At 68.3% G+C, this 21189-nt stretch carries 24 protein-coding genes, 1 tRNA gene and 1 riboswitch; of the genes, 9 read left to right on the top strand and 16 right to left on the bottom strand.

Annotation, left to right across the window (positions count from 1 at the left end):
- Positions 1-21: 21 nt before the first annotated feature.
- From ACZZZQ_RS13180 to idi, 7 genes are read right to left on the bottom strand one after another with little or no spacing between them, the layout of a single operon-like run.
- Complete coding sequence (locus ACZZZQ_RS13180) at positions 22-909, bottom strand: prenyltransferase (RefSeq protein WP_056279918.1); 888 nt, start codon at positions 907-909, stop codon at positions 22-24.
- Positions 906-1250, bottom strand: a complete 345-nt coding sequence (locus tag ACZZZQ_RS13185; protein ID WP_463507726.1) for a lycopene cyclase domain-containing protein — start codon at positions 1248-1250, stop codon at positions 906-908. Before ACZZZQ_RS13185 ends, ACZZZQ_RS13180 begins: the two co-directional genes overlap by 4 nt.
- The gene (locus ACZZZQ_RS13190; protein WP_295104009.1) at positions 1247-1588 is read right to left on the bottom strand and encodes a lycopene cyclase domain-containing protein; all 342 of its coding nucleotides are present in this window, start codon (positions 1586-1588) and stop codon (positions 1247-1249) included. Before ACZZZQ_RS13190 ends, ACZZZQ_RS13185 begins: the two co-directional genes overlap by 4 nt.
- On the bottom strand, positions 1588-3189 hold the full coding sequence (gene crtI / locus ACZZZQ_RS13195) for a phytoene desaturase family protein (protein ID WP_463507727.1): 1602 nt from the start codon (positions 3187-3189) through the stop codon (positions 1588-1590). Before crtI ends, ACZZZQ_RS13190 begins: the two co-directional genes overlap by 1 nt.
- Positions 3186-4091, bottom strand: coding sequence for a phytoene/squalene synthase family protein (locus tag ACZZZQ_RS13200; protein ID WP_363521423.1), 906 nt, complete (start codon positions 4089-4091; stop codon positions 3186-3188). The genes crtI and ACZZZQ_RS13200 overlap by 4 nt, the downstream gene beginning before the upstream one ends.
- Positions 4088-5179: a polyprenyl synthetase family protein gene (locus ACZZZQ_RS13205; protein WP_463507728.1), complete on the bottom strand. Its 1092-nt coding sequence runs from the start codon at positions 5177-5179 to the stop codon at positions 4088-4090. Before ACZZZQ_RS13205 ends, ACZZZQ_RS13200 begins: the two co-directional genes overlap by 4 nt.
- Before the next feature lie 2 nt (positions 5180-5181).
- Positions 5182-5703, bottom strand: a complete 522-nt coding sequence (gene idi / locus ACZZZQ_RS13210; RefSeq protein WP_056279923.1) for an isopentenyl-diphosphate Delta-isomerase — start codon at positions 5701-5703, stop codon at positions 5182-5184.
- A 76-nt stretch (positions 5704-5779) separates the two neighbouring features.
- Here idi and ACZZZQ_RS13215 point away from each other — a divergent pair, with 76 nt between their 5' ends.
- Positions 5780-6424 (top strand): MarR family winged helix-turn-helix transcriptional regulator, encoded by a 645-nt coding sequence (locus ACZZZQ_RS13215; RefSeq protein ID WP_082297860.1) that lies wholly within the window; start codon positions 5780-5782, stop codon positions 6422-6424.
- Position 6425: 1 nt separating this feature from the next.
- Here ACZZZQ_RS13215 and ACZZZQ_RS13220 read toward each other — a convergent pair whose 3' ends face one another.
- The 3 genes from ACZZZQ_RS13220 to ACZZZQ_RS13230 form a co-directional block, all read right to left on the bottom strand.
- Positions 6426-6770, bottom strand: a complete 345-nt coding sequence (locus tag ACZZZQ_RS13220) for a histone-like nucleoid-structuring protein Lsr2 (protein ID WP_053097221.1) — start codon at positions 6768-6770, stop codon at positions 6426-6428.
- A 37-nt stretch (positions 6771-6807) separates the two neighbouring features.
- A complete protein-coding gene (locus tag ACZZZQ_RS13225; RefSeq protein ID WP_053097219.1) occupies positions 6808-7134 on the bottom strand; it encodes a DMT family transporter in 327 nt (108 codons plus the stop codon).
- A gap of 10 nt (positions 7135-7144) precedes the next feature.
- Positions 7145-7212: riboswitch (guanidine-III (ykkC-III) riboswitch) on the bottom strand.
- Positions 7213-7278: 66 nt separating this feature from the next.
- Complete coding sequence (locus ACZZZQ_RS13230) at positions 7279-8136, bottom strand: LuxR C-terminal-related transcriptional regulator (RefSeq protein WP_053097217.1); 858 nt, start codon at positions 8134-8136, stop codon at positions 7279-7281.
- Between the two features lie 110 nt (positions 8137-8246).
- Between ACZZZQ_RS13230 and ACZZZQ_RS13235 the strand changes: the two genes are divergently transcribed.
- Positions 8247-8594, top strand: a complete 348-nt coding sequence (locus tag ACZZZQ_RS13235) for a DUF485 domain-containing protein (RefSeq protein ID WP_053097216.1) — start codon at positions 8247-8249, stop codon at positions 8592-8594.
- On the top strand, positions 8591-10228 hold the full coding sequence (locus ACZZZQ_RS13240) for a solute symporter family protein (protein WP_056279927.1): 1638 nt from the start codon (positions 8591-8593) through the stop codon (positions 10226-10228). Before ACZZZQ_RS13235 ends, ACZZZQ_RS13240 begins: the two co-directional genes overlap by 4 nt.
- 59 nt (positions 10229-10287) lie before the next feature.
- Here the strand turns inward: ACZZZQ_RS13240 and ACZZZQ_RS13245 are convergent, their stop codons facing one another.
- Positions 10288-10803, bottom strand: a complete 516-nt coding sequence (locus ACZZZQ_RS13245; protein ID WP_053097213.1) for a methylated-DNA--[protein]-cysteine S-methyltransferase — start codon at positions 10801-10803, stop codon at positions 10288-10290.
- Between the two features lie 190 nt (positions 10804-10993).
- Here ACZZZQ_RS13245 and ACZZZQ_RS13250 point away from each other — a divergent pair, with 190 nt between their 5' ends.
- Together ACZZZQ_RS13250 and ACZZZQ_RS13255 are read left to right on the top strand one after the other, a co-directional pair.
- Complete coding sequence (locus ACZZZQ_RS13250; RefSeq protein ID WP_056279930.1) at positions 10994-14713, top strand: ATP-binding protein; 3720 nt, start codon at positions 10994-10996, stop codon at positions 14711-14713.
- Positions 14706-14900 carry a hypothetical protein gene (locus ACZZZQ_RS13255; protein WP_053097209.1) on the top strand — a complete coding sequence of 65 codons (195 nt, stop codon included), beginning with the start codon at positions 14706-14708 and terminating at the stop codon, positions 14898-14900. The genes ACZZZQ_RS13250 and ACZZZQ_RS13255 overlap by 8 nt, the downstream gene beginning before the upstream one ends.
- Before the next feature lie 83 nt (positions 14901-14983).
- Here the strand turns inward: ACZZZQ_RS13255 and mscL are convergent, their stop codons facing one another.
- The 3 genes from mscL to ACZZZQ_RS13270 are packed head-to-tail and all read right to left on the bottom strand — an operon-like array spanning position 14984 to position 16323.
- Positions 14984-15409 (bottom strand): large conductance mechanosensitive channel protein MscL, encoded by a 426-nt coding sequence (gene mscL / locus ACZZZQ_RS13260; RefSeq protein ID WP_053097207.1) that lies wholly within the window; start codon positions 15407-15409, stop codon positions 14984-14986.
- Between the two features lie 26 nt (positions 15410-15435).
- Positions 15436-15711 carry an FmdB family zinc ribbon protein gene (locus ACZZZQ_RS13265; RefSeq protein WP_053097205.1) on the bottom strand — a complete coding sequence of 92 codons (276 nt, stop codon included), beginning with the start codon at positions 15709-15711 and terminating at the stop codon, positions 15436-15438.
- A 15-nt stretch (positions 15712-15726) separates the two neighbouring features.
- A complete protein-coding gene (locus tag ACZZZQ_RS13270) occupies positions 15727-16323 on the bottom strand; it encodes a 5-formyltetrahydrofolate cyclo-ligase (RefSeq protein WP_053097203.1) in 597 nt (198 codons plus the stop codon).
- Between the two features lie 40 nt (positions 16324-16363).
- On the opposite strand from ACZZZQ_RS13270, the gene galU reads away from it, so the two are divergent.
- The 4 genes from galU to ACZZZQ_RS13290 all read left to right on the top strand — a co-directional run bounded on the left by galU (position 16364) and on the right by ACZZZQ_RS13290 (position 18971).
- Positions 16364-17251, top strand: coding sequence for a UTP--glucose-1-phosphate uridylyltransferase GalU (gene galU, locus ACZZZQ_RS13275; protein ID WP_053097201.1), 888 nt, complete (start codon positions 16364-16366; stop codon positions 17249-17251).
- 46 nt (positions 17252-17297) lie between these two features.
- On the top strand, positions 17298-17909 hold the full coding sequence (locus ACZZZQ_RS13280) for a GNAT family N-acetyltransferase (RefSeq protein WP_053099195.1): 612 nt from the start codon (positions 17298-17300) through the stop codon (positions 17907-17909).
- 82 nt (positions 17910-17991) lie between these two features.
- Positions 17992-18849 (top strand): hypothetical protein, encoded by an 858-nt coding sequence (locus ACZZZQ_RS13285; RefSeq protein ID WP_372984223.1) that lies wholly within the window; start codon positions 17992-17994, stop codon positions 18847-18849.
- A gap of 49 nt (positions 18850-18898) precedes the next feature.
- Positions 18899-18971: transfer RNA gene (locus tag ACZZZQ_RS13290), tRNA-Ala, on the top strand.
- Positions 18972-19017: 46 nt separating this feature from the next.
- Here ACZZZQ_RS13290 and ACZZZQ_RS13295 read toward each other — a convergent pair.
- Together ACZZZQ_RS13295 and pgi are read right to left on the bottom strand one after the other, a co-directional pair.
- Positions 19018-19434, bottom strand: a complete 417-nt coding sequence (locus ACZZZQ_RS13295; RefSeq protein WP_295101451.1) for a ribosomal maturation YjgA family protein — start codon at positions 19432-19434, stop codon at positions 19018-19020.
- A gap of 21 nt (positions 19435-19455) precedes the next feature.
- Positions 19456-21135, bottom strand: coding sequence for a glucose-6-phosphate isomerase (gene pgi / locus ACZZZQ_RS13300; RefSeq protein ID WP_463507729.1), 1680 nt, complete (start codon positions 21133-21135; stop codon positions 19456-19458).
- Between the last annotated feature and the right edge of the window lie 54 nt (positions 21136-21189).

A 21189-nucleotide genomic window follows, 5' to 3' on the forward strand; every position in this document is an offset into this window, starting at 1 on the left:
GGTGCAGGGGATCGGGGTGCGTCAGGAGACCCAGGCGAGGATGAGGATCATCGTCGCGAGGAACCCGGCGAAGTAGTTGAGGAAGATGAAGCGCCGCCACGCGCGGTTGGTCCCCGCCGATGTGTCGTCGGTGACGTTCCACCAGGGTGCGGCGTTGACGATGTACGGCAGCGCGAGTGCGGCGCCCAAGGGTGCCGGCCAGGACGTGAACAGCATGGCGATGCCGGCGAGTGCCCACAGTGCGATCGACAGCCGAACGGTCGCCCGTGCTCCGATCACGGTCGCGATCGAGCCGATGCCCCCTTCGCGGTCGGGTGCGATGTCCTGCACCGCTCCGAAGGCGTGCGCCGCCATGCCCCACAGGAAGAACGCGAGCAGCACGATGACCGCTGTCGAGGTGACGGCTCCCTCGGCGAGGGTCAGCCCCACGATCGCCGGAGTGACGAAGTGCAGGCTCGAGGTCGTCGAATCCAGGAACGGCCGCTCTTTGAACCGGAGCCCGGGTGCGGAGTAGGCGATCACCGCGAACACGCTGATCGCGAGCCAGAGCCAGGATGCGGGATTCCCGACCGCCACGAGGTAGACCAGGAACGGGACGTTCGTCACGACCGCCGCCCACAGGGTCGCGCGGTGTATGCGGGGGGCGAGAAGCGCGCCCTCGATCCCGCCCTTGCGCGGGTTGGCGAGGTCGGACGCGTAATCGAACACGTCGTTGATGCCGTACATGGCCAGGTTGTACGGCACGAGGAAGTAGAGGGTGCCGATGATCAGCGTCAGGTCGATCTCGCGCGTGCTGAGGAGGTAGGCGGCCGCGAAGGGGAATGCCGTGTTGATCCAGCTGATGGGGCGGGAGGAGAGGACGATCTGCCGGGCGTCGCGACCGGTGGATCCGCGGGTCGAGGAGCTCACGAGGGATCCTCCTCGGCGCCTCGGAGGCCGGCGCGCCCGCGTCGACGTGCGCGCAGCGCTGCCCACAGGGTCGGCAGCAGCACGGCCCCTGCGAGCGGATAGGCGAAGTCCTCGAGCGGTGCGAGACCGATGTGCACCCCGAGGAGGTGATCGGGGGAGTAGTGGAACAGTCCGGTGGCGATCATGACGGTGTCGAAGACGGCGGTGAGGAGGAAGAGCACGACGACGGTCGCGGCGATCGCGCCGAGAAGGGCTCTGTTCCGACCAGCGACCACGGAGAGAACGACGGCCGCCACGACGGCGACGCCGACGAACCATGCGGAGAGCTCGATGTAGGTCACGATGCGACCTCCACCGGGCGTCGGCGCAGTCGGGTGAGGATCCGCACAGCCCCGGTGTAGACGACCATGGTGCAGACGACAAGGAAGAGCAGGAAGACAGGTTCTTCGATGGGGAGCTCGGGGGCGAGGACGATCCCCGTCGCGACGGCGGCCTCGCCCCGGAAGAAGATCCCTCCGACGATGCCGGCGACGTCCCACGCGAGGAAGAAGGCGAATCCGATCGCCGTGACGATCGCCGCGGTCACCGCGTCGCTCCAGAAGAAGAGCCGGAACCGCCGGTCGAGCAGCAGCATGCAGCCGAGCGTGATGAGCAGGAGCGCGAGGTACAGGAAGCCCATCAGGATTCCCCGCGGGTGGACCCTGCCGGGGCCGCGACATCGAGAGGGCCGCTGGAATGGTCGCCGCGGATGCGCTTGAGGACGATCTCCGCGCTGATGAGGCACATCGGGACCCCCACGCCCGGCGCGGTCGTGGCACCCGCGTAGTACAGGCGCGACACCTGGCGCGACTCGTTCTGAGCACGGAACATCGCGCTCTGGGACAGGATGTGCGCCGGCCCCAGCATCCCGCCGCGCCACGAGTTGTAGTCCTCGAGGAAGTCCGCGGGGCCCTTGGTCTCGCGCACCACGATGCGCTCACGCAGGTCGTGGATGCCGGCCCAGCTCGCGATCTGGTCGATCGCCGCATCCGCGGCCTCCTCGATCGCGGCGGAGCCTGCACCGTCGGAGCCGCCCGCTCCCAACGCCGTGTCGGCGGGGATCGGCACGAGCACGAACAGGTTCTCGTGGCCCTCGGGGGCCACGGTGCGGTCGGTCGCGCTCGGGCGGCAGACATAGATCGATGCGGGTGCGGGGATCTCGGGGTCCTCGCCGAAGATCGCGTCGAAGTTCGCATCCCAGTCCTCCGTGAAGAACAGGGAATGATGCGGCAGCTCGGGCACGGAACCACGGATGCCGAGCATCACCAGCACGGCGCCGGGACCGCTCGTGCGCTGCTGCCACCAGGAATCGGGGTAGGTGCGCAGGTGCGGCGGCAGCAGCGCCGTCTCGGTGTGGTGGAGATCGGCGCCGGACACCACGATGTCCGCCTCGGCCCGGTGCGCGATTCCGTCGGCGTCGCGCCACTCGATGCCCGTGACGGTCGGAGCACCCGACCGGACGCCGGTGCTGATCGCCGTGACATCGGCATCCAGCACGATCTCGGCTCCGGCCGCCTCCGCGAGCTCCGCGATGCGCTCGACGACGCGCCAGAATCCGCCCTGGGGGTAGCTGACGCCCTCATCGAGGTCGAGAGCGCTCATGAGGTGGTACATCGCCGGTGCGGTGCGGGGGTCCGTGCCGAGGAACACGGCGGGGTACCCGAGCAGCTGCCGGATGACCGGGTCACGGAAACGCCGCGCCGCGAACGACTGCAGGCGCGTGCCCAGCAGGCTGAAGAGACGGGGGAGTGCACGCAGCACCTCCGGCGTCATCAGCGTGCGCAGCCTCGTGAACGGGTTGTAGAGGAAATAGCGCTCGGCCATCACACGGGCGTCGTGCGCCGAGTCGAGGTAGGCATCCAGGGCCTGTGCGGCGCCGGGCTCGCGCGACTCGAAGAGGCGCGAGACCGCGTCACGACCGGTGGGAACCGTGACGGACGGCGCCGTGCGCCCGTCCGCGAGCGGCGCCCGGAATACGCGATACCCGGGATCGAGGAGGGTCAGATCGAGCTGCTCCTGGGTCGAGGTGCCCATCATCTCGAAGAAGTGATCGAACACCTCGGGCATGAGGTACCACGAGGGCCCGGAGTCGAAGCGGAAGCCGTCGCGTTCGATGGTGCCTGCACGACCACCGACACGGCCGTTCTTCTCGTAGACGGTCACATCGTGGCCGTCACGGGCGAGCAGGCCGGCGACGGCGAGACCGGCGACGCCTGCGCCGATGACCGCTACCCGGCTCATCGGCTCCGCTCCATCGCGGTCACGAGCACCGAGCGCGCGGCCAGCATCGCCTTCACCGGATCGGGTACGCGCACCCGCTGCTCGTAGAGACTCGAGGCCGGAGTCTTCGCGACCCGGCGCGTGAGAGCGGCGAACAGCGCGAGTGCGCTGCGGACCGCGGCGCGAGAGTCCTTGGGCAGCAGCGGGATCGAGCGTGCCGCATCATCGAGCTGCGCCGTGATCGTGCGCACCCACTCGTCCCGATCGCCGTCGGTGAGACGGCCGCCGTCGCCGAGGTAACCGCGCTGCAGGCGATCCGTGTCATCCGCGAGGTCGCGCAGGAAGTTCACGTTCTGAAATGCCGCACCGAGCTGCCGTGCTCCGTGCGTCAGGGTCTCGAGCTCTCTGTCGGTGCGCCGCTCGTCCCGCAGGAAGACGCGCAGGCACATCAAGCCGACCACCTCGGCAGAGCCGTAGACGTAGCGCTCATGAGCCGCCGCGTCGTAGGACGTGAAGTGCGACTCCGCAGCGATGTCGGCGGCCATCGAGTCGAAGAACGGCTGCGTGAGATCTTCGCCGATCCCGCACTCCCTCGCCGTTCGCGCGAAGGCGTGCAGGACGAGGTCCGTGCTGTACCCCACGCGCATCGCCCGGTGCGTCTCCGAGACGTACGACGCGAGCGCTCCGCTCTGCGCCGACTCGTCGAGCCCCGCCTGGGCGGCGACTCCGTCGACGATCTCGTCTGCGATGCGCACCATCGCGTAGATGTTGCGCACGTGCTGACGGTGTCTCTCGCCGAGCAGGCGCGTCGCGAGTCCGAAGGATGTCGAATATGTGCGGATGACCTCGGTGGATGCGGTGTCGGCGGCGCGGTTGAACCGCCCCAGACTCGCACCCGATGCGTCGTGAGGGTTCGGGGTCATGCGTGACGCCCTTCGAGGCGGGAGGTGGAGACGAGGATCGACCGTGCGGCATCCGAGCTGATCTCGCCGGCGAGCTCCGCCTCGGACAGCAGCGCGTAGACCGCGTCGAGCTGACCGCCGATGAGGCCGATCACGAATCGCTCCGCTCCGCACTCGCGCAGCAGATCGCGCATCGAGGTGGCGTCCTCCAGGCTGAGATCCGCCGAACCGAATCGCGGTTCGATGTCGTGCCAGGCGCTCGTCGACCGTGCGAAGGCGATGATGGCCGTCTCCTTGCCCTCTCTCAGGTCGGAGAAGGGGTCCTTGCCGTGCGTCCGGTGGTCGCCGAAGATGCAGAGCAGGTCGTCCTGAAGCTGATAGGCGAGACCCAGGTGGCGGCCGACGGCCTGCAGCGTCTTCTCGGCCGAGGTGGAGGAGTCGGCGAGGAGCGCCGCGGCGCGCAGCGGGAGCGAGAACGAATAGGTGGCCGTCTTGTAGACGCTCATCGACAGGACGGTGTCGACGTCGGAGGCGATGATCCCGTGGCTCAATGCGACGTCGGTGTGCTCGCCGGCCACCGTCTCGAGGATCGTCTGCTCGACCAGGTCGAGGAGGCGTCCTCGTGTGTGCGCCGGCACATCCGCCCGGGCGAAGCCCATGATCGCGGCCGAGAGCATCAGATCGCCCATCAGGATCGCGCTGGACCTGGCCCAGTGCAGCGCGTCCTGCTCGGAGGCGCCGGGTGTGCCGGCGGCGAGCTGCCCGATCAGGTTGGGTCGCTTGCGGCGGGTCAGGTCTCCGTCGATGACGTCGTCGTGAAGGAGGAAGGCATAGTGAAGGAGCTCGATATGGGTCGCTATGTCGACGGCCCCGATCATCGCGTCCTCGCCTGCGGTCGGGACGAGCGCGCGGTGGATGTCGAGCAGCAGCCGCGGGCGCACGAGCTTGCCGCCGAGAGCGTGGTCGGCGGTCGCGCGCCAGAGGGCGGCGAACTCGGCTCCGTACACCTCGGCGTTCTCGCAGTGAATGGCGAAGCGCTGTCGGAGCACCTCTTCGACACGGGTGCTCATGTCCTCTCGCGGCGCGGTCTGCGTCACGGTCGCGGTCATGATCACACCACCCCGAGGTCGCGCAGCCGGGGCAGCTGCTCCACGAGCCAGGGGCTGTACGCGAAGGGGGCGCCGATGACGGCGTCGGCGAACTCGGCCGGATCGACCCAGGCCCACTCGGCGACCTCGTCGGGATCGGGGGAGAGGGGGCCGTCTGCGATGGCGACGTGCACGGGGCAGATCTCGTTCTCGACGATCCCGCTCGCGTCGACCGCGCGATAGCGGTAGTCAGGCAGCACCAGGGAGATGTCGGTGAGACGGAGTCCGAGCTCGTCCTGCGCGCGTCGATGCACTGCCTGTGTCATGTCCTCACCCGGGCGGGGGTGACCGCAGAAGCTGTTGGTCCAGACGCCGGGCCAGGTGCGCTTCGTCAGCGCTCGCCGCGTCACGAGAAGACGCCCCTGCCGGTCGAAGACATGGCAGGAGAAGGCCAGGTGAAGAGGAGTATCGGTGGTGTGTACCGCGTCTTTCGCGAACACGCCTATCGCGACTCCGTCTGCAGAGAGGAGGGTGACCTCATCCAACGGGGAACCTCCTCGATTTTCGCTAGCTTAGCTAATAATCAACATAACACGAAACAATCGTGTGTAGCATGATGGCATGCACGACGGACCGGACGCCACCCCCCGCGGAAGCGGTGCGTCCGATGTGCTGTCTCGCAAGGACCCGATCTCTCCGGATGGCCTCGCGCACGCGGCGATCTACGACGTCGAGTCGGCGGATCCGCGGAGCACTCTGATCGATCGATCAGGTGTCGACCCCGAGGACCTGCGCCAGATCGCGCTCGTCATGGGCGCCCTCGGTGAGCTCCGCGACGCGGAGCAGAAGCTGTCACTCGCCTCACGGCGCTACATGCGCCTGAACGACACGGACATGCGCGCACTGCATTACCTGATCGTGTGCGCGAACCGCGGGGCCACGGCCACTCCCGGGGGGATCGCGACGCACCTCGGCATATCGACGGCGTCGACGACGAAGCTGCTCGACCGCCTCGAGAAGGGCGGACATATCCGGCGGGCGCCGCATCCGACGGACCGGCGCGCTCTCGCGATCACCATCACGCCGGAGACGCGGCAGGCGGCCATGGAGACGGTGGGTCGTCAGCAGGCCAAGCGCTTCTACTCGGCGGCGCGACTCACTCCGGACGAGCGTGACGTCGTCATCCGGTTCCTGTCCGACATGGCCCAGGAGATCACGCTCCGGGATGAGCCGTGGGCTCAACCCGGAGTCGCGACCTCAGACTGAGTCAGTGCGCGGCGTTGTACGCCTCGACGACCGGGGCGGGAATGCGGCCCCGCTCTGAGAGCGTGTAGCCGTTGTCGTTCGCCCAGGCGCGGATCGCCGCGACCTCGGGATTGCGACCCGCGCGCTTCCGGGGTGCTGCTGACCGCGACGAGGCCGCCGAGCCGGCCCGTCGTCCAGCCGAGATATACGGTTCCAATGCCGCGCGCAGTTCTTCTGCGTGCGCGGAATTCAGATCGATCTCGTAAGAAGTGCCATTCAGCGAGAAATGGACCGTTTCGCCTTCGCCCACTTCCAGGATGCTTCCGTCGATGTCGTCAACCAGCTGGTGCACAATTCTTCTTGCCATGGGAATACAGTACTGCCGAATATCCGAGCCCGCAGTGCTATTCGTGACCAGGGTCGATCAATTTCAGGCCGACGATGCACCCGACGAGGCCGAGGAGCAGCAGAATCCGCGGCCAGGAGATGTCGCTGTCGCCGGTGATCATCGCCCACACCACTGTCAGAGTCGCGCCGATGCCGACCCACACCGCATAGGCGGTGCCGGTGGCGATATCACGCATGGCGAATGCGAGCCCGAGCATCGAGAGGATCAGACCGCCCGCGAATATGATGCTCGGCCACAGCTTGGTGAATCCCTCGGATTTGCCGAGCGCAGTCGCCCATACAGCTTCGAGGACTCCGGAGACGATAAGCACGATCCACGACATGACGGTCCTTTCGGACCAGTCTTTTCGCTCACCGGGTACTGGTCTGCCTCGTCCGGGGCCGGGGTTCACCGACCAGTATCCACGATAGCCCTGAGCGCTGGGCAGGGCCTGTGCAACGCTGTGCCGCGGAGCGCCGCGCGTGACTCAGGGGAGCAGTCCGGCCCGCCGCGCCTTGGCCACGGCCGCATGGCGGGTCGAGGCGTCGAGCTTGGACATCGCCGTGCCGAGATACGCCTTGACGGTGCCCTCGCGAAGGCCGAGCTGCCCGCCGATCTCCGCATTCGTCGCGCCGAGGGCGGCGCAGGCGAGCACATCGGTCTCGCGGCGGGAGAGATGAACCGTCGGGATCGGCCCGGTGCCGGTGGAGACCGCGTCGTCCGCGAGCATCACGAGGCGCTGCTCCACCTGTGCGATGCGCGCCCGAAGATCCGCATCATCGACGGATGCCGCGATGCTGCGAAGCTCGGCGAAGCTCTCCCGCAGCTCTTCGCGATGGCGCGGGGGGACGGATGCGGACGACGGCGTGACCGAGCGAAGGCGACGTTCCACCTCGTCGCGAACTCGGAGCTCCTCTGCGACGGACTGTGCGACCTGCATCGCCGGCGCCGTGGTCACGCCGCCGACGGGTGTCCGGTCCCAGGCCCCCGCGTACAGGACTCCTCGGGGACGGCCGCTCACGACGATCGGCAGGGCCAGTAGAGTCCTGAGGCCCTCGCCGAGCACGAACACGTCATAGTCGTGCGTGATCTGCTGCGATGACCCGTAGTCGCTCGTCATGCGAGGGCGCAGCTCCATCATCGCCCGTCCGCCGAGACCGCGTTCGGGTCTGACGCGCAACCCGTCGAGGCTGTGCGTGCGGTTTCCGACGATGCTGGTGACGCTGACCACGCCCTCGTCGATCAGGCCGCCGAAGGCGACCGGGAACCGGGTGCGCTGCGCGAGCTCGCGCACTGCTCTGGCGACGAGCTCGGTCTCTGATTCCATCTCGGTCGATGTGCTCACGACTACCTACTTTCGGGGGTGACGGCGCTGTGTCCCCGTTTCGTAGCGTCGACCCTATCATTCGCCTGGCAATGCGGGGCGAGCCGCAGAACATGAGGCAAGGAGGCCCCATGACCGACCATCCGACGGCAGATTCGCCGGGAGCGATCGACTACATCGCTGTCGAGGAATCACCACGATTCCGCGAGCTGAAGAAGACGCAGCGCTCATTCATCTTCCCGCTCGCGGCATTCTTCCTCATCTGGTATTTCGTCTACGTCCTGCTCGCCGCCTTCGCGACCGAATTCATGTCGCAGAGAGTGTGGGGAGATATCACCGTCGGGCTGCTCATGGGGTTGGGACAATTCGTCACCACCTTCGCGATCACGATGGGGTACGTCGCATTCGCGAACCGGAGACTCGATCCGATAGCGACCGAGATCCGCGAAGAGCTCGAGAAGGCGCAGGCTGACGCATGAACCGCATTCACGCCGCCGCGGGGGAGATCGCGGTGGAGAGCAATCCTGTTCTCAACATCTCGATCTTCGTCGCCTTCGTGGCGGTGACACTGTTCATCGTCATCCGTGCGAGCCGGAACAACAAGACGGCGGCGGACTACTACGCCGCGGGCCGCTCGTTCACGGGGCCGCAGAACGGTTTCGCGATCGCCGGCGACTATCTGTCTGCGGCATCCTTCCTCGGAATCTGCGGTGCGATCGCGATCAACGGCTACGACGGATTCCTGTATTCGATCGGATTCCTCGTCGCCTGGCTCGTCGCACTGCTTCTCGTCGCCGAGCTGATGCGCAACACCGGCAAGTTCACGATGGCCGACGTACTGTCGTTCCGACTGAAGCAGCGGCCAGTGCGCATGGCGGCCGCGATCACCACGCTCGCAGTGTGCTTCTTCTACCTGCTCGCGCAGATGGCGGGAGCCGGCGGGCTGGTCTCCCTGCTGCTCGGAATCGACGGCCGACTCGGTCAGTCGATCGTGATCGCCGTCGTCGGCGTGCTGATGATCGTCTACGTCCTCATCGGCGGCATGAAGGGCACGACCTGGGTGCAGATCGTCAAGGCGTTCCTGCTCATCGGCGGTGCGATCGCGATGACGATCTGGGTGCTGGCGATCAACGGATTCAGCCTCAACACGCTGCTCGAGGCGGCTGTGGCGAATTCCGACAAGGGCGACGCGATCCTCGCGCCGGGACTGCAGTACGGAGCTAACCCCTGGGACTTCGTCTCTCTCGGCATGGCTCTCGTGCTCGGAACGGCGGGGCTCCCGCACGTGCTGATGCGCTTCTACACGGTCCCCACCGCCAAGGAGGCTCGTCGTTCGGTGGTGTGGGCGATCTGGCTGATCGGCGGCTTCTACCTGCTGACACTGGTGCTCGGCTACGGAGCAGGCGCGCTCGTCGGCGCGGACGTGATCGCGGCGGCACCCGGCGGGCCGAACTCGGCGGCGCCGCTGCTCGCCCTGTATCTCGGCGGGCCGGTCCTCCTCGGGTTCATCTCGGCCGTCGCCTTCGCGACCATCCTCGCGGTGGTGGCCGGACTCACGATCACGGCAGCAGCCTCGTTCGCGCACGACATCTATGCGAACGTGATCCAGAAGGGGAAGAAGGACTCGGCCGGAAACCCCGTCGAGCCGGATCCCAACGGCGAGGTGCGCGTCGCACGCCGAACGGTGGTCGTGATCGGCATCCTCGCGATCGTGGGCGGCATCGGTGCGCAGGGGCAGAACATCGCCTTCCTGGTGGCGCTCGCGTTCGCGGTCGCCGCCTCGGCGAATCTGCCGACGATCCTCTACTCGCTGTTCTGGCGACGGTTCAACACCCGCGGTGCGGTCTGGAGCATGTACGGCGGCCTCGCCGCGGCGATCATCCTGATCATCCTGTCGCCGGTGTTCTCCGGGTCGCCGACCTCGATGATCCCCGGGATCGACATCGTGCTGTGGCCGATGAACAATCCGGGAATCGTGTCGATCCCGCTCGGCTTCTTCCTCGGCTGGCTCGGGACGGTCACGAGCCGGACCAAGGAGTCGCCGCTCCTGGCGGCCGAGATGGAAGTGCGCTCGCTCACCGGTTTCGGGGCCGAGAAGGCCGTCGACCACTGAGCGGCCGATGACGCGAACGGGGACCCCGACGGCCTACTCGTCGGGGTCCCCGTGTGCGGTCAGCCGTGCGACTCGAGGTCGAGAAGGAACCTCTTGCGCTCGGGATGCGCGCCGTACTGACCCGTCGTGCCATCCGACCGCACCACGCGGTGGACGGGGACGACGATGGAGAAGGGACTGAGACGGCAGGCGGTGCCGACGGCCCGCGCGGCACCGGGGCGCCCGGCCAGCACCGCGACCTCCCCGTAGCTGATCGTCTCTCCCCATTCGATGGTGGTGATGGTCTGCAGCGCCGTGCGCGCGAACCCGTCGATGAGGCGCCAGTCGAGCGCCAGGTGATCGTGGAATCGCACCGGCGATCCACCGAAGTACGCGTCGAGGAGTTCGGTGACCTCGTCTGCCGCACCGGGGTCGGGTTCCGGGACGGCCCGGAGCTGGCTCGCGACGTTCTCGAGGAGCCAGGGAACCGATGGATCATTCGACTCCGAGAGGTCGAATCGGACGAGCCCCTCGTCGGAGAACACCGCGAGGGCGTCGCCGAACGGAGTCGGTGCGAAGTCATAGCGGAAGGTCATGCCTCCATACTGACCGGAGCGGGGGTCCGGGGGCCTCCCCACGAGCGCGACCGGGGGAGACCGCAACGACTCGTCGCTCGGGTGCAGAAGCAGTCCGCAGGGTCGTCGCTCCGCCCTCGAGCGGGCGGAAATACGGTGAAACCCGCCCGGGATACCGCCTGTGGGGCGAGGCGCGCTTAGTGTGTGAGGTGTGTGGCGACGTGAAGGCAAGGCTGCGGATGACGCAGCGACCGATGCCGCAGTGACCCTCGGCGAATCGCACGAGCCGGTCTCCGGTATCGGCATCGCGCATGCGGCAGAGGCCGAGCGCACTCGGCTGCGTGCGGAAGCTGCTGACCTCGGCGGCTCATCGCCGCTCGTGAACTTCCGCGACACGGTCGAATCCAGCATCGACATCTCGAAGGCCCACCCCGGCAGCCTTCCCCAGTTCATCACCGGCAAATCGACCCTGCTGTCGAACCTCTATCGCGACGAGGTCGGTCTGCGCACTGCGAGGCTCGCCGCCGAGCGGATCACGGCGAAGAACACCGAGCTGCGCACCGTTCGCGGCATCGAGGCGGTGCACCTCGCAGTCGGCGTCGCCGGCTGGCGCATCGGCGGGGCGGATTTCTCGGCGCCCGTGCTGCTTCGCCCCCTCGCCATCCGTCGGCACCACTCCGACTTCGAACTCAAGCTGCAGGGCGCGTTCGAGGTGAACCCCGAGCTCGTGCGCATCGCGCGTGAGCACTTCGGCATCACGATCGACGCCGCGGCTCTCGCCTCCCTCGCCTACGACGGCGGGATCTTCAAGCCGCAGCCCGTGATCGACAGCCTTCGGGCCACGACGCGGTCGATCGACACCTTCACGGTGCTGCCGCGGCTCGTGGTCTCGACCTTCGCCGATGTCGGCGGTGCCATGTCCCGCGACGGCGGGAGTCTGGACCACGTCGTGCTCAACGCTCTGGCCGGTCACGTCGGTGACCGCGAGCAGGTCTCGGCCCGCCGACCCGCGCCGCACCACACCGGACCGGACGACCGGGCGCCGGCATCCGACAATCTGCTGCTCGATGCGGATGCCGAGCAGGAGGCGCTCCTCGCCAGGATCGCCGCCGGACATTCGCTGACCGTCGCGACGCTCCCCGGCACAGGCGGCACACAGACCGTGATCAACGCGCTCGGCGAACTCGTGCGGGCCGGCAAGAGGGTGCTCGTCGTCTCGGCGCGACGGTCGACCCTCGACGGCGTGCGGCACCGTCTTGCGGGCATCGGCCTCGACAGCCTGGCGGTATCGCCCGCGAACGTGCGTCGGGACCTCGTCCGCGCGATCGGCCGGAACGAGAAGGCGACGGCTCCGAAGGTCAGCGACGTCGATGACGCTCTCGTGCGTCTCCGCACGGTGCTCAGGGATTATCGCAGCGCTCTCACCGCTCCGGTCGCGGGGACGAACTCGTCGGTGCTCGACGCCACCAGGCATCTCACGAGGCTCGCCTCCCTGCCCACCCCGCCGTCGACCACGGCGCGACTCAGCGCCGAGACCCTCCGCCGTCTCGCTGACGATCGCTCGTCGGCGGCAGCGGCGCTCGCGCAGGCCGCGCGCCTCGGCGAGTTCCGCTTCGGACCCGACGACTCGCCCTGGTACGGAGTCACGTTCTCGAGCACCGAGGCGGCGAAGTCGGCGCACCAGCTGGCAGCGCGTCTGCACTCCGACAGCGTGCCGGCCCTCCTCGAGCGCGGGTATGCCCTCATCGCCCAGACGCATATGCGCCCGTTCTCGACGATCGACGAGCTCGGTGAGTACCTGCGGCTGCTGCAGGGCATCCGCGACTCTCTCGACCGGTTCAGCCCCACCGTCTTCGAGCGTCCGCTGGGCGAGCTCATCCAGGCTCACGGATCGCGCCGCGACGCGCCCGCGATGTCCGGGGCGAACCGGCGTCGGCTGCGTCGCCTCGCCAAGGAGTACGTGCGCCCGGGCGTCCATGTCACCGAGATGCACGAGTCGCTGCTGCGCATCCAGGCGCAGCGCACCCAGTGGCAGCGGTTCGTGGAAGCCGGAGTGGCGCCCGAGGTTCCACTCGGGCTCGCCGACGTCCACTCCTCGTGGCAGCGCGTCACGGCTGAGCTCGCCGAGCTCGATGTCGCGCTCGGCCGCAGGGAACCGCTGTCGACGCTCCCCGTCGCCCGCCTCGTGCGCACTCTCGCCGGTCTCGCGGCGAAGTCCGACGTCTTCGACAACCTCGTGGAGCGCGCGCAGCTGCGCGATCGGCTGGCCGACCTCGGTCTCGAGCCGCTGCTCGCGGAGCTGTCCGTTCGCCACGTCGCCGAGTCGCGCGTGGGTGACGAGCTGGAGTTCGCCTGGTGGCAGACACTGCTGGAACGGGCTCTGCAGGAGGATCGAGCGCTGCTCGGTGCGAACACGGCGGTGGTCGACCGGCTCGAGCGGGACTTCCGTCTCGTCGACGAGGCGCACGCCGCGATGGCCGGTCCGTTGCTCGCCTGGCAGCTCGCGAACCAGTGGAAGATCGCCATCGTCGATGAGCCGCAGGAGTCGCAGAACCTCAGGCGTGCACTGAAGCAGCCGGCGACGACGACAGCCGAGATCGTGAGCTCCGCGCCCACCCTCGTCGGCGTGCTCGCGCCGGTCTGGATCTCGTCTCCCTACCTCGTGCCGCAGATCCCCGACTCCGTCGAGTTCGACACGGTGCTCCTCGTCGATGCGGCCGCGATCAACCTCGCCGAAGCGGCCCCGGCGATCCGCCGTGCCCGTCAGGTCGTCGCATTCGGCGATCCGGTCACTCAGCTTCCGACAGCGTTCCACGTCGCCGTGGACCCCGGCCCCGAATGGGAGCACGAGGTGCCCTTCGACTCCGTGTCGGTGTTCGAGCGCCTGTCCGAACTGCTTCCCGTGATGACCCTCACGCGCAGCTACCGCGCGGGCGGCGAGGACCTCGCAGAGCTCATCAACGACGCGTTCTACGGCGGCGAGATCGTCTCTCTGCCCTGGGCGGGCTCGTACCTGGGTCGCGGCAGCCTCACCGTCGACTACGTCGAAGGCGGCACCGGGGCGCCCGACCCCGTGTCGGGTGCGGTGGAGAGCCCCGAGGCAGAGGTCGCACGCGTCGTCACGCTGGTCGTGGAGCACGCCGTGCATCGCCCGGACGAGTCGCTCATGGTGGTCACCGCGAGCAGGCGTCACGCCGAGCGCGTGAGGGCCGCCGTCACCTCGGCATTCGCCGGGCGCTCCGACGTCGCCGACTTCGTCGGTCGCGACACGGCCGAGCCCTTCGCGGTGCTCACCCTCGAGGAGTCCGTGGCTGAGAGCCGCGACCGGGTGATCTTCTCACTCGGCTACGGCCTGACCAAGCACGGCCGAGTGCTCAGCGACTTCGGCGACCTGTCCACGCCGGATGGGGAGCGGCTGCTGACGGTCGGGATGACCCGCGCCCGCCGGTCCATGGTGATCGTCTCGTCGATCCGCCCCTCGTCGTTCGACGACGGCCGCCTCGAGTTCGGCGCCGCCACCCTGATGTCGATCCTCGGCGGCCTCGCCACCCGGGGACGCGACGCACGCCTGGAGGATCTCGCCGACCCGCTGACGCTCGCCCTCGCACGAGAGCTGCGCCGTCTCGGCGCAGCGGTCGACGTCGACTACCGCGGTCTGCTGCCGCTCGTCGCACAGCACAACGGCAAGGCCGTCGTCATCGAGTCCGACCCGGAGTCTCGTGGCGAGTCACTGCGCGAGGCCCTGCGGCTGCGCCCGAACGTGCTTCGCCGCCTCGGGTGGCATTACGTGCGCGTGCACGCCTTCGACCTCTACAGCGACCCCGTCACGGCGGCCACGCGCATCGCGGGAGTCTTGGGAATCTCGGCATCCGCGGCCCGAGCCGACAACGACACGCAGCCGATCGATCTCACCGACCCGCAGAATGACTGATCAGCCGGACTCCGGTGCCCCGCGGCAGAAGGTCGTGCGGGTCGCCGGATCGCGGCGTGCCCGGCTGACTCCCGTGCCGGGCACCGACACGGACCCGGATCGGGTCGTCCGGGAACCTCAGCGGACGACGGGCCCGAAGGGGCCCAACGACGACCGCCTGATGCAGGACGTGCCCCCGCACTACTGAGCACCGGCGGCTCAGGCGTGTTCGGGAGACGACGAAGCGCACGGCCCGAATCGGACCGTGCGCTTCGCGGTGCGGACTGCGAGTCAGCTGCGCGGCTTGTTCCCGGCGAGCAGGTCGCGGATCTCGACGAGCAGCTCGGCCTCGGTGGCGGCCGCCGGCTCTTCCTCCGGCTGCTCGGCCGCGGTGCCCTTGCGCGCCTCGACGTGGGCCTTGAACGTGTTCATCGGCAGCACGAACACGAAGTACACCACCAGAGCGACCGAGAGGAAGCTGATGATCGCCGAGATGAGATCGCCGATGGGGAACGTGACGGTATCTCCGTAGATGCTCTGCACCTGCGGTCCGAAGTTGCCCGTCGCATCCGCCTTGAAGAACAGCGAGACGAGCGGGGTGATGATGCTGTTCACCACGGCGGTGACGATCGCCGTGAACGCGGTGCCGATGACGACCGCGACCGCGAGGTCGATCACGTTGCCGCGGAGGATGAAGTCCTTGAAACCTTTGAGCATGGATGCCTCCGGGGAGTCGATAGGGGTCAGGAAGAAGATGTGCTGGTCGACGCGGGGGCCGGGGTCGTGGTCTTGGCCGGCTCCGCCTTCGATGATGCCGGGGCGGATGCGGAAGAGCCGGAGCCCGCTCGCGAGTCGGTGCGATAGAAGCCGGATCCGTTGAACGTCACGCCGATGGATCCGTACTGCTTGCGCAGCTCGCCGCCGCATTCGGGGCAGACGGTGAGGGCGTCGTCGGAGAAGCTCTGCACGGCGTCGAAGGCGTGACCGCACGAACGGCAGGCATAGGCATAGGTGGGCATTGCGATCCTCGCGGGTCAGCGTCGCGTGGGCGACAGGTGGAGGGTCTGCGTGGGAGTCACGACGCCGGTGACCGGCTGGTCGTGAACCTCCCTCGGCAGGAAGTCGAGTACCTCGGAATCATAGATGACTGCGTAGACCGGAGGGCACTTCTCCATCGAACCGATGGTCTTGTCGAAGTACCCGCGCCCCCAGCCCATGCGCATCCCGGTGCGGTCGACGGCCGCGGCGGGGATCACCATCAGGTCGACATCGTTGACGGCGATCGGACCGAGCACCTCGCCGGTCGGCTCGGGAAGCCCGAAGAGGCCTTCCGCGACGTCGTCGTCATCGGTCGCCACGGCCCAGTCGAGAAGGCCGTCGGCCCGTGTCACAGGAAGCAGGACCCGGATGCCGCGGCGCACCGCGCCGGTGACGAACTCCCGGGTGCCCGGCTCGGTCGTGGTCGAGAGGAAGCATGAGATCGACCGGGCGCCGAGCGCGTCGACCAGCTCGTCGAGGCGCTGCGTGATGGCGGATGCCGCGGCCTCCCGCTGCGAGTCGCTCAGCAGCTGGCGGCGTTCGCGGAGCTCGGCGCGAAGCGCGCGCTTCTCATGCTCTACGTCGTGGGACATGGCTCCGAGTCTACGGCGGCATCCCCACTAGGCTGGGTGGATGGGTATACGGAAGATGAAGGCTGTCATTCCTGCTGCCGGTCTGGGAACGCGTTTCCTGCCGGCGACGAAGGCGATGCCGAAGGAGATGCTGCCGGTCGTCGACAAGCCGGCGATCCAGTACGTCGTCGAAGAGGCCGCCAGCGCCGGGATCGATGACATCCTCGTCATCATCGGCCGCAACAAGAACGCGATCTCCAACCACTTCGACTCGGTCCCCGAGCTCGAAGTCAAGCTGATGGAGAAGGGCGACACGGGGCGTCTCGAGCGCGTCATCCATTCGAGCGACCTCGCCGACATCCACTTCGTCCGTCAGGGTGAGCCCAAGGGACTCGGTCACGCGGTGCTGCGTGCCCGCACGCACGTCGGCGACAGCTCCTTCGCCGTGCTCCTCGGCGACGACCTCATCGACGAGCGCGACCAGCTGCTCACCGAGATGATCGCCGAGCACGAGCGCAGCGGCGCCGCGGTGATCGCCCTCATGGAGGTCGACCCCGCGAGCATCCACATGTACGGCGCCGCCGCCGTCGAGGACATCGAGGGATCGGATGCCGTGCGCGTCACCGACCTCGTCGAGAAGCCCGCACCCGAGGACGCGCCGTCGAACCTGGCGATCATCGGCCGTTACGTCCTGCCCGCCTCGATCTTCGAGGTGCTCGAGCGCACCGAACCCGGCAAGGGCGGCGAGATCCAGCTGACCGACGCGCTGCAGGAGCTGGCCACCAGTGCCGACGGCCCCGGTGTGGTGGGCGTCATCTTCCGTGGACGCCGGTACGACACCGGCGACCGCGTCGACTACATCAAGGCGATCGTCCAGCTCGCCTCCGACCGCGACGACCTCGGCCCCGAGCTGCGGCCGTGGCTCAAGGAGTTCGCGGAACGCCTCTAGGCGTCGACGCGGCGTCGGGAGCGCGCGGATGGATCAGGCGACGGGGATGCGGCATGGTCCCATCGAGTTGCGCCTCGTGCGCTCTCGGGATGCGAGGGCTCTTCAGCACGAGCTGTTGAGCAATCGCTCCTGGCTGCAGCCGTGGGAGGCCACCGTCCCGTACGGATCGGTCTCGTTCGACATGCGACTCAGCATCCGCCGTCTGCTGCAGCAGTACCGCGACGGCGCGGGCTATCCGTTCGTCATGGAGTACGAGGGTGAGATCGCCGGGCAGCTCAACGTGTGGGGAGTCGCCAGGGGGTCGTTGTGCTCGGCGACCATCGGGTACTGGGTGAGCGAGCGCTTCGCCGGCAAGGGCATCACGCCCACAGCCGTCGCGCTCGCCACTGATGCCTGCTTCACCGAGTATGCGCTGCACCGCATGGAGATCTGCATCCGGCCCGAGAACGTCGCGAGCCTGAGGGTCGTGCAGAAGCTCGGCTTCCGCTACGAGGGGCTGCGTCGCCGTTACATCCACATCGACGGCGACTGGCGGGATCACTACGCGTTCGCCCTCACTCGCGAGGATGTGCCGCAGGGCGTGCTGGCCCGGTGGCTGAACGGCGAGGTGCCTCCGGACGCCGCGACGATCCCGCCGTCGGACCGTTTCGCGCTCTGACACGCCGCTGACTTCAGAACTCCTCGCGACACACGCTCCGACTGAGCGTCGTGACCAGCGATGTTCCCGTACCGTTGTCGACATGGACGGGCCGGTGCTGAGCGGGGGAGTGATAGTCCTCGTCGCTGTGCTCCTGTGGATGCTCTACCTGCTGCCCTCCTGGCGTGGGCGCTTCCAGTACGACGCCGCGGAGCGCAACGCCGTCAGACTGAACCAGGCCCTTCGGGTGCTGGCCGAGACCAGCGAGACCCCCGGCGAGGTCCGTCTCGAACTCAACGCGCGGACTGCCCTCGCGCAGCAGAAGCTCGCGAAGCGCCTGCAGTCCGAGAAGGAAGCCGCGGAGCTCATGAAGCTCCGCGAAGAGCTGGCTGCCACGAGGGCTGATCCCGTCATGCGACAGGCCCGCGCGCGTCGCCGCGTGCGCATCGTCGCCACCTCGACCCTGCTTCTCGGTCTCGTCGTCACCGGGCTCGGCGTGTGGCAGCTGATCGCGCTTCAGGCGCAGCTGCTGCTCTGGGTCGGCGGGTCGATCATCGTCGTCGCCGGCTTCGCCCTGCAGCGCATGTCGGCTGTCGCCGCCCGTGCCGCCCGGCGTTCGGTGCGCGTCGTCGAGCAGCCCGTGCAGAGGGCAGAGCCCGAACTGCACGATCAGGGCCCGGCGACATGGACTCCGCGTCCGCTGCCCGAGCCGCTGGTGTCGGTCGCAGGCTCGCGCGCGCAGGTGGCGAGAGCGGAGCTGGATGCGCAGGAGAAGCGCCGCGCTGCGGCTCGTCTCGCCGAGCTTCGTGAGCGAGCGGAGCGCATGGCGCCCGCCGCACCCGTGCAGATTCCCGCGGCCTCGCAGGCCGCCGCGTCTCCGTTCGCGAAGATGGGATACGTCGACGACGCGGAGATCGAGGCGCATGTGCGCGACCTCCTCGCGAAGCGTGCAGCGGGCTGATCCTCGCGGCACGAGAGGGTCTTCGAGCGTGATAGCGTAGAAGACGTCAGGGCCTATGGCGCAGTTGGTAGCGCGCCTCGTTCGCATCGAGGAGGTCAGGGGTTCGAATCCCCTTAGGTCCACCGACGAGAAAGACCCCCGAGCATCGCTCGGGGGTCTTTCTTCTGTCTACTGTGCGCGTGCGCGGAGACGGCGACCGATCGCGTGGTCGCAGAGGGCGGCGGCACCCGCGCCCACCGCGTAGGCGACGAGGTCGCGCGCATCGAATCCGACGCCCAGGACGAGCCGCACCGGCCAGAAGGCCTCGGACCAGATCGCCGGCAGACCGGTGAGCTGGAAGCACTCGATCAGCATGCACAGCGCCGCGGCGCTCGCACCCACGATCCAGGCCGGGGCTCGCGGGAGCACGATCGCGATGACGACGTAGATCATCACCGCATAGAGGGCGTCGCCGAGTGCGTCCGCGATCGGACCCCGACCGGCGAGGTGTGTGACGAGACCGGCCGCGACGACCAGGACGGCGACGACGACCAGTGCCCGGCGACGCGCACTGACGTGCGCGTCGCCGGGTGTGACCGACTGCATCCGCCGCTCCCGCTGTCTCGCCTACTTCCGGTTCGCGCGGTAGTAGGAGAGCAGCGCCTTCGTGGAGGCGTCCTGCGCGTCGATGGCCGCCTCGTCCCCGCCGATGGCCGGAGCGATCTGCATCGCGAGCTGCTTGCCCAGCTCGACGCCCCACTGGTCGAACGAGTTGATGCCCCAGATCGTGCCCTGCGTGAACGTGATGTGCTCGTACAGGGCGATCAGCTGACCGAGCACCTGCGGTGTCAGCGCGGGTGCGAAGATCGAGGTCGTCGGGCGGTTGCCGGCGAACGTGCGTGCCGCGACGAGCGCTGCGGTGGTTCCCTCGGCCTCGACCTCTGCGGCGGTCTTGCCGAAGGCCAGAGCCTTCGTCTGCGCGAGGAAGTTCGCCAGGAACAGCTCGTGCACGTCCTGCCCGCCGTCGGTCAGAGGGTAGGCCGGGTTCACGAACGCGATGAAGTCGGCCGGAATCAGCCGGGTGCCCTGATGGATGAGCTGGTAGAACGCGTGCTGGCCGTTGGTTCCGGGCTCTCCCCAGAACACCTCGCCGGTGTCGGTGGTGACCGGGGTGCCGTCCCAGCGGACCGACTTGCCGTTGGACTCCATCGTCAGCTGCTGCAGGTAGGCCGGGAACCGGCTCAGCTGCTGTGCGTAGGGCAGCACCGCATGCGACTGCGCGCCGTGGAAGTTGACGTACCAGACGTTGAGCAGACCCATCAGCACCGGGACGTTGCGCTCGAGAGGCGTGGTGCGCACGTGCTCGTCGACCGCATGGAAGCCGGCCAGCAGATCGCGGAAGGTGTCGGGTCCGAGCGCGATCGCGAGCGACAGGCCGATCGCGGAGTCGACCGAGTAGCGGCCGCCGACCCAGTCCCAGAATCCGAAGGCGTTCGCCGGATCGATCCCGAAGGCCGCGACCTTGTCGAGCGCGGTCGACACCGCCACGAAGTGGTGCGCGACGGCGTCGGTGCGGGCGTCCTCGTCGTCGGAGATGGCTCCCGAGGCCTGGAGTCCGGCCCACAGCCAATCGCGCGCCAGGCGGGCGTTGGTGAGCGTCTCGAGGGTGGTGAAGGTCTTGGACGCGACGATGAAGAGGGTCGTCTCGGGGTCGAGGTCCGCGGTCTTCTGCGCGAGGTCGGTGGGATCGATGTTCGACACGAACCGCGCCTCGATCCCGGCATCCGCATAGGGCTTGAGCGCCTCGTAGACCATGACGGGCCCCAGGTCGGAGCCGCCGATGCCGATGTTGACGACGTGGGTGACGCGCTTTCCGGTGATGCCGAGCCACTCTCCGGAGCGAACTCTGGTGGCGAAAGTGCTGAGTGCGTCGAGCACGGCCTGCACGTCGGCATCCACGTCCTGTCCGTCGACGACGAGCGCGGGGGAGGAGTCGGCCGGTCGACGCAGTGCCGTGTGCAGCACGGCGCGGTCCTCGGACGTGTTGAGGTGGCTTCCCTGGAGCATCGCGGCGTATCGCTCGGCGACTCCCGTCTGCTCGGCGAGGCGCAGAAGCGCTGCGAGAACGTCGTCGGTGACGAGGTTCTTCGACAGGTCGACGTGGAGGTCTGCGAGCGGGAACGAGAATCGCTCCGCACGGTCGGCATCGGCGGCGAACCAGCCTCGCAGATCGGCGGTGATCGACTCGCGCAGCGCGGCGAGTTCGGACCAGGCGGGAGTGAGTGTCGGATCAACAGGAGCGGTCATGGATCCACGGTACTGCCGCACGCGACGTCGTGACCCCGTGATGACGTCCGGCCT

The organism is Microbacterium sp. AC132 (assembly GCF_979258525.1).

What these genes read in the sequence shown, in the direction of transcription:
- ACZZZQ_RS13280 (WP_053099195.1), top strand. Translation starts at nt 17,298, where the DNA reads ATGCGGCATGGTCCCATCGAGTTGCGCCTCGTGCGCTCTCGGGATGCG.
- ACZZZQ_RS13240 (WP_056279927.1), top strand. Translation starts at nt 8,591, where the DNA reads ATGAACCGCATTCACGCCGCCGCGGGGGAGATCGCGGTGGAGAGCAAT.
- ACZZZQ_RS13190 (WP_295104009.1), bottom strand. Translation starts at nt 1,588, where the DNA reads ATGGGCTTCCTGTACCTCGCGCTCCTGCTCATCACGCTCGGCTGCATG.
- galU (WP_053097201.1), top strand. Translation starts at nt 16,364, where the DNA reads ATGGGTATACGGAAGATGAAGGCTGTCATTCCTGCTGCCGGTCTGGGA.
- ACZZZQ_RS13245 (WP_053097213.1), bottom strand. Translation starts at nt 10,803, where the DNA reads ATGACCTTCCGCTATGACTTCGCACCGACTCCGTTCGGCGACGCCCTC.
- ACZZZQ_RS13200 (WP_363521423.1), bottom strand. Translation starts at nt 4,091, where the DNA reads ATGACCCCGAACCCTCACGACGCATCGGGTGCGAGTCTGGGGCGGTTC.
- mscL (WP_053097207.1), bottom strand. Translation starts at nt 15,409, where the DNA reads ATGCTCAAAGGTTTCAAGGACTTCATCCTCCGCGGCAACGTGATCGAC.
- ACZZZQ_RS13220 (WP_053097221.1), bottom strand. Translation starts at nt 6,770, where the DNA reads ATGGCAAGAAGAATTGTGCACCAGCTGGTTGACGACATCGACGGAAGC.
- pgi (WP_463507729.1), bottom strand. Translation starts at nt 21,135, where the DNA reads ATGACCGCTCCTGTTGATCCGACACTCACTCCCGCCTGGTCCGAACTC.
- crtI (WP_463507727.1), bottom strand. Translation starts at nt 3,189, where the DNA reads ATGAGCCGGGTAGCGGTCATCGGCGCAGGCGTCGCCGGTCTCGCCGTC.
- ACZZZQ_RS13295 (WP_295101451.1), bottom strand. Translation starts at nt 19,434, where the DNA reads ATGCAGTCGGTCACACCCGGCGACGCGCACGTCAGTGCGCGTCGCCGG.
- ACZZZQ_RS13265 (WP_053097205.1), bottom strand. Translation starts at nt 15,711, where the DNA reads ATGCCCACCTATGCCTATGCCTGCCGTTCGTGCGGTCACGCCTTCGAC.
- ACZZZQ_RS13205 (WP_463507728.1), bottom strand. Translation starts at nt 5,179, where the DNA reads ATGACCGCGACCGTGACGCAGACCGCGCCGCGAGAGGACATGAGCACC.
- ACZZZQ_RS13285 (WP_372984223.1), top strand. Translation starts at nt 17,992, where the DNA reads ATGGACGGGCCGGTGCTGAGCGGGGGAGTGATAGTCCTCGTCGCTGTG.
- ACZZZQ_RS13270 (WP_053097203.1), bottom strand. Translation starts at nt 16,323, where the DNA reads ATGTCCCACGACGTAGAGCATGAGAAGCGCGCGCTTCGCGCCGAGCTC.
- ACZZZQ_RS13225 (WP_053097219.1), bottom strand. Translation starts at nt 7,134, where the DNA reads ATGTCGTGGATCGTGCTTATCGTCTCCGGAGTCCTCGAAGCTGTATGG.
- ACZZZQ_RS13255 (WP_053097209.1), top strand. Translation starts at nt 14,706, where the DNA reads ATGACTGATCAGCCGGACTCCGGTGCCCCGCGGCAGAAGGTCGTGCGG.
- ACZZZQ_RS13235 (WP_053097216.1), top strand. Translation starts at nt 8,247, where the DNA reads ATGACCGACCATCCGACGGCAGATTCGCCGGGAGCGATCGACTACATC.
- ACZZZQ_RS13215 (WP_082297860.1), top strand. Translation starts at nt 5,780, where the DNA reads ATGCACGACGGACCGGACGCCACCCCCCGCGGAAGCGGTGCGTCCGAT.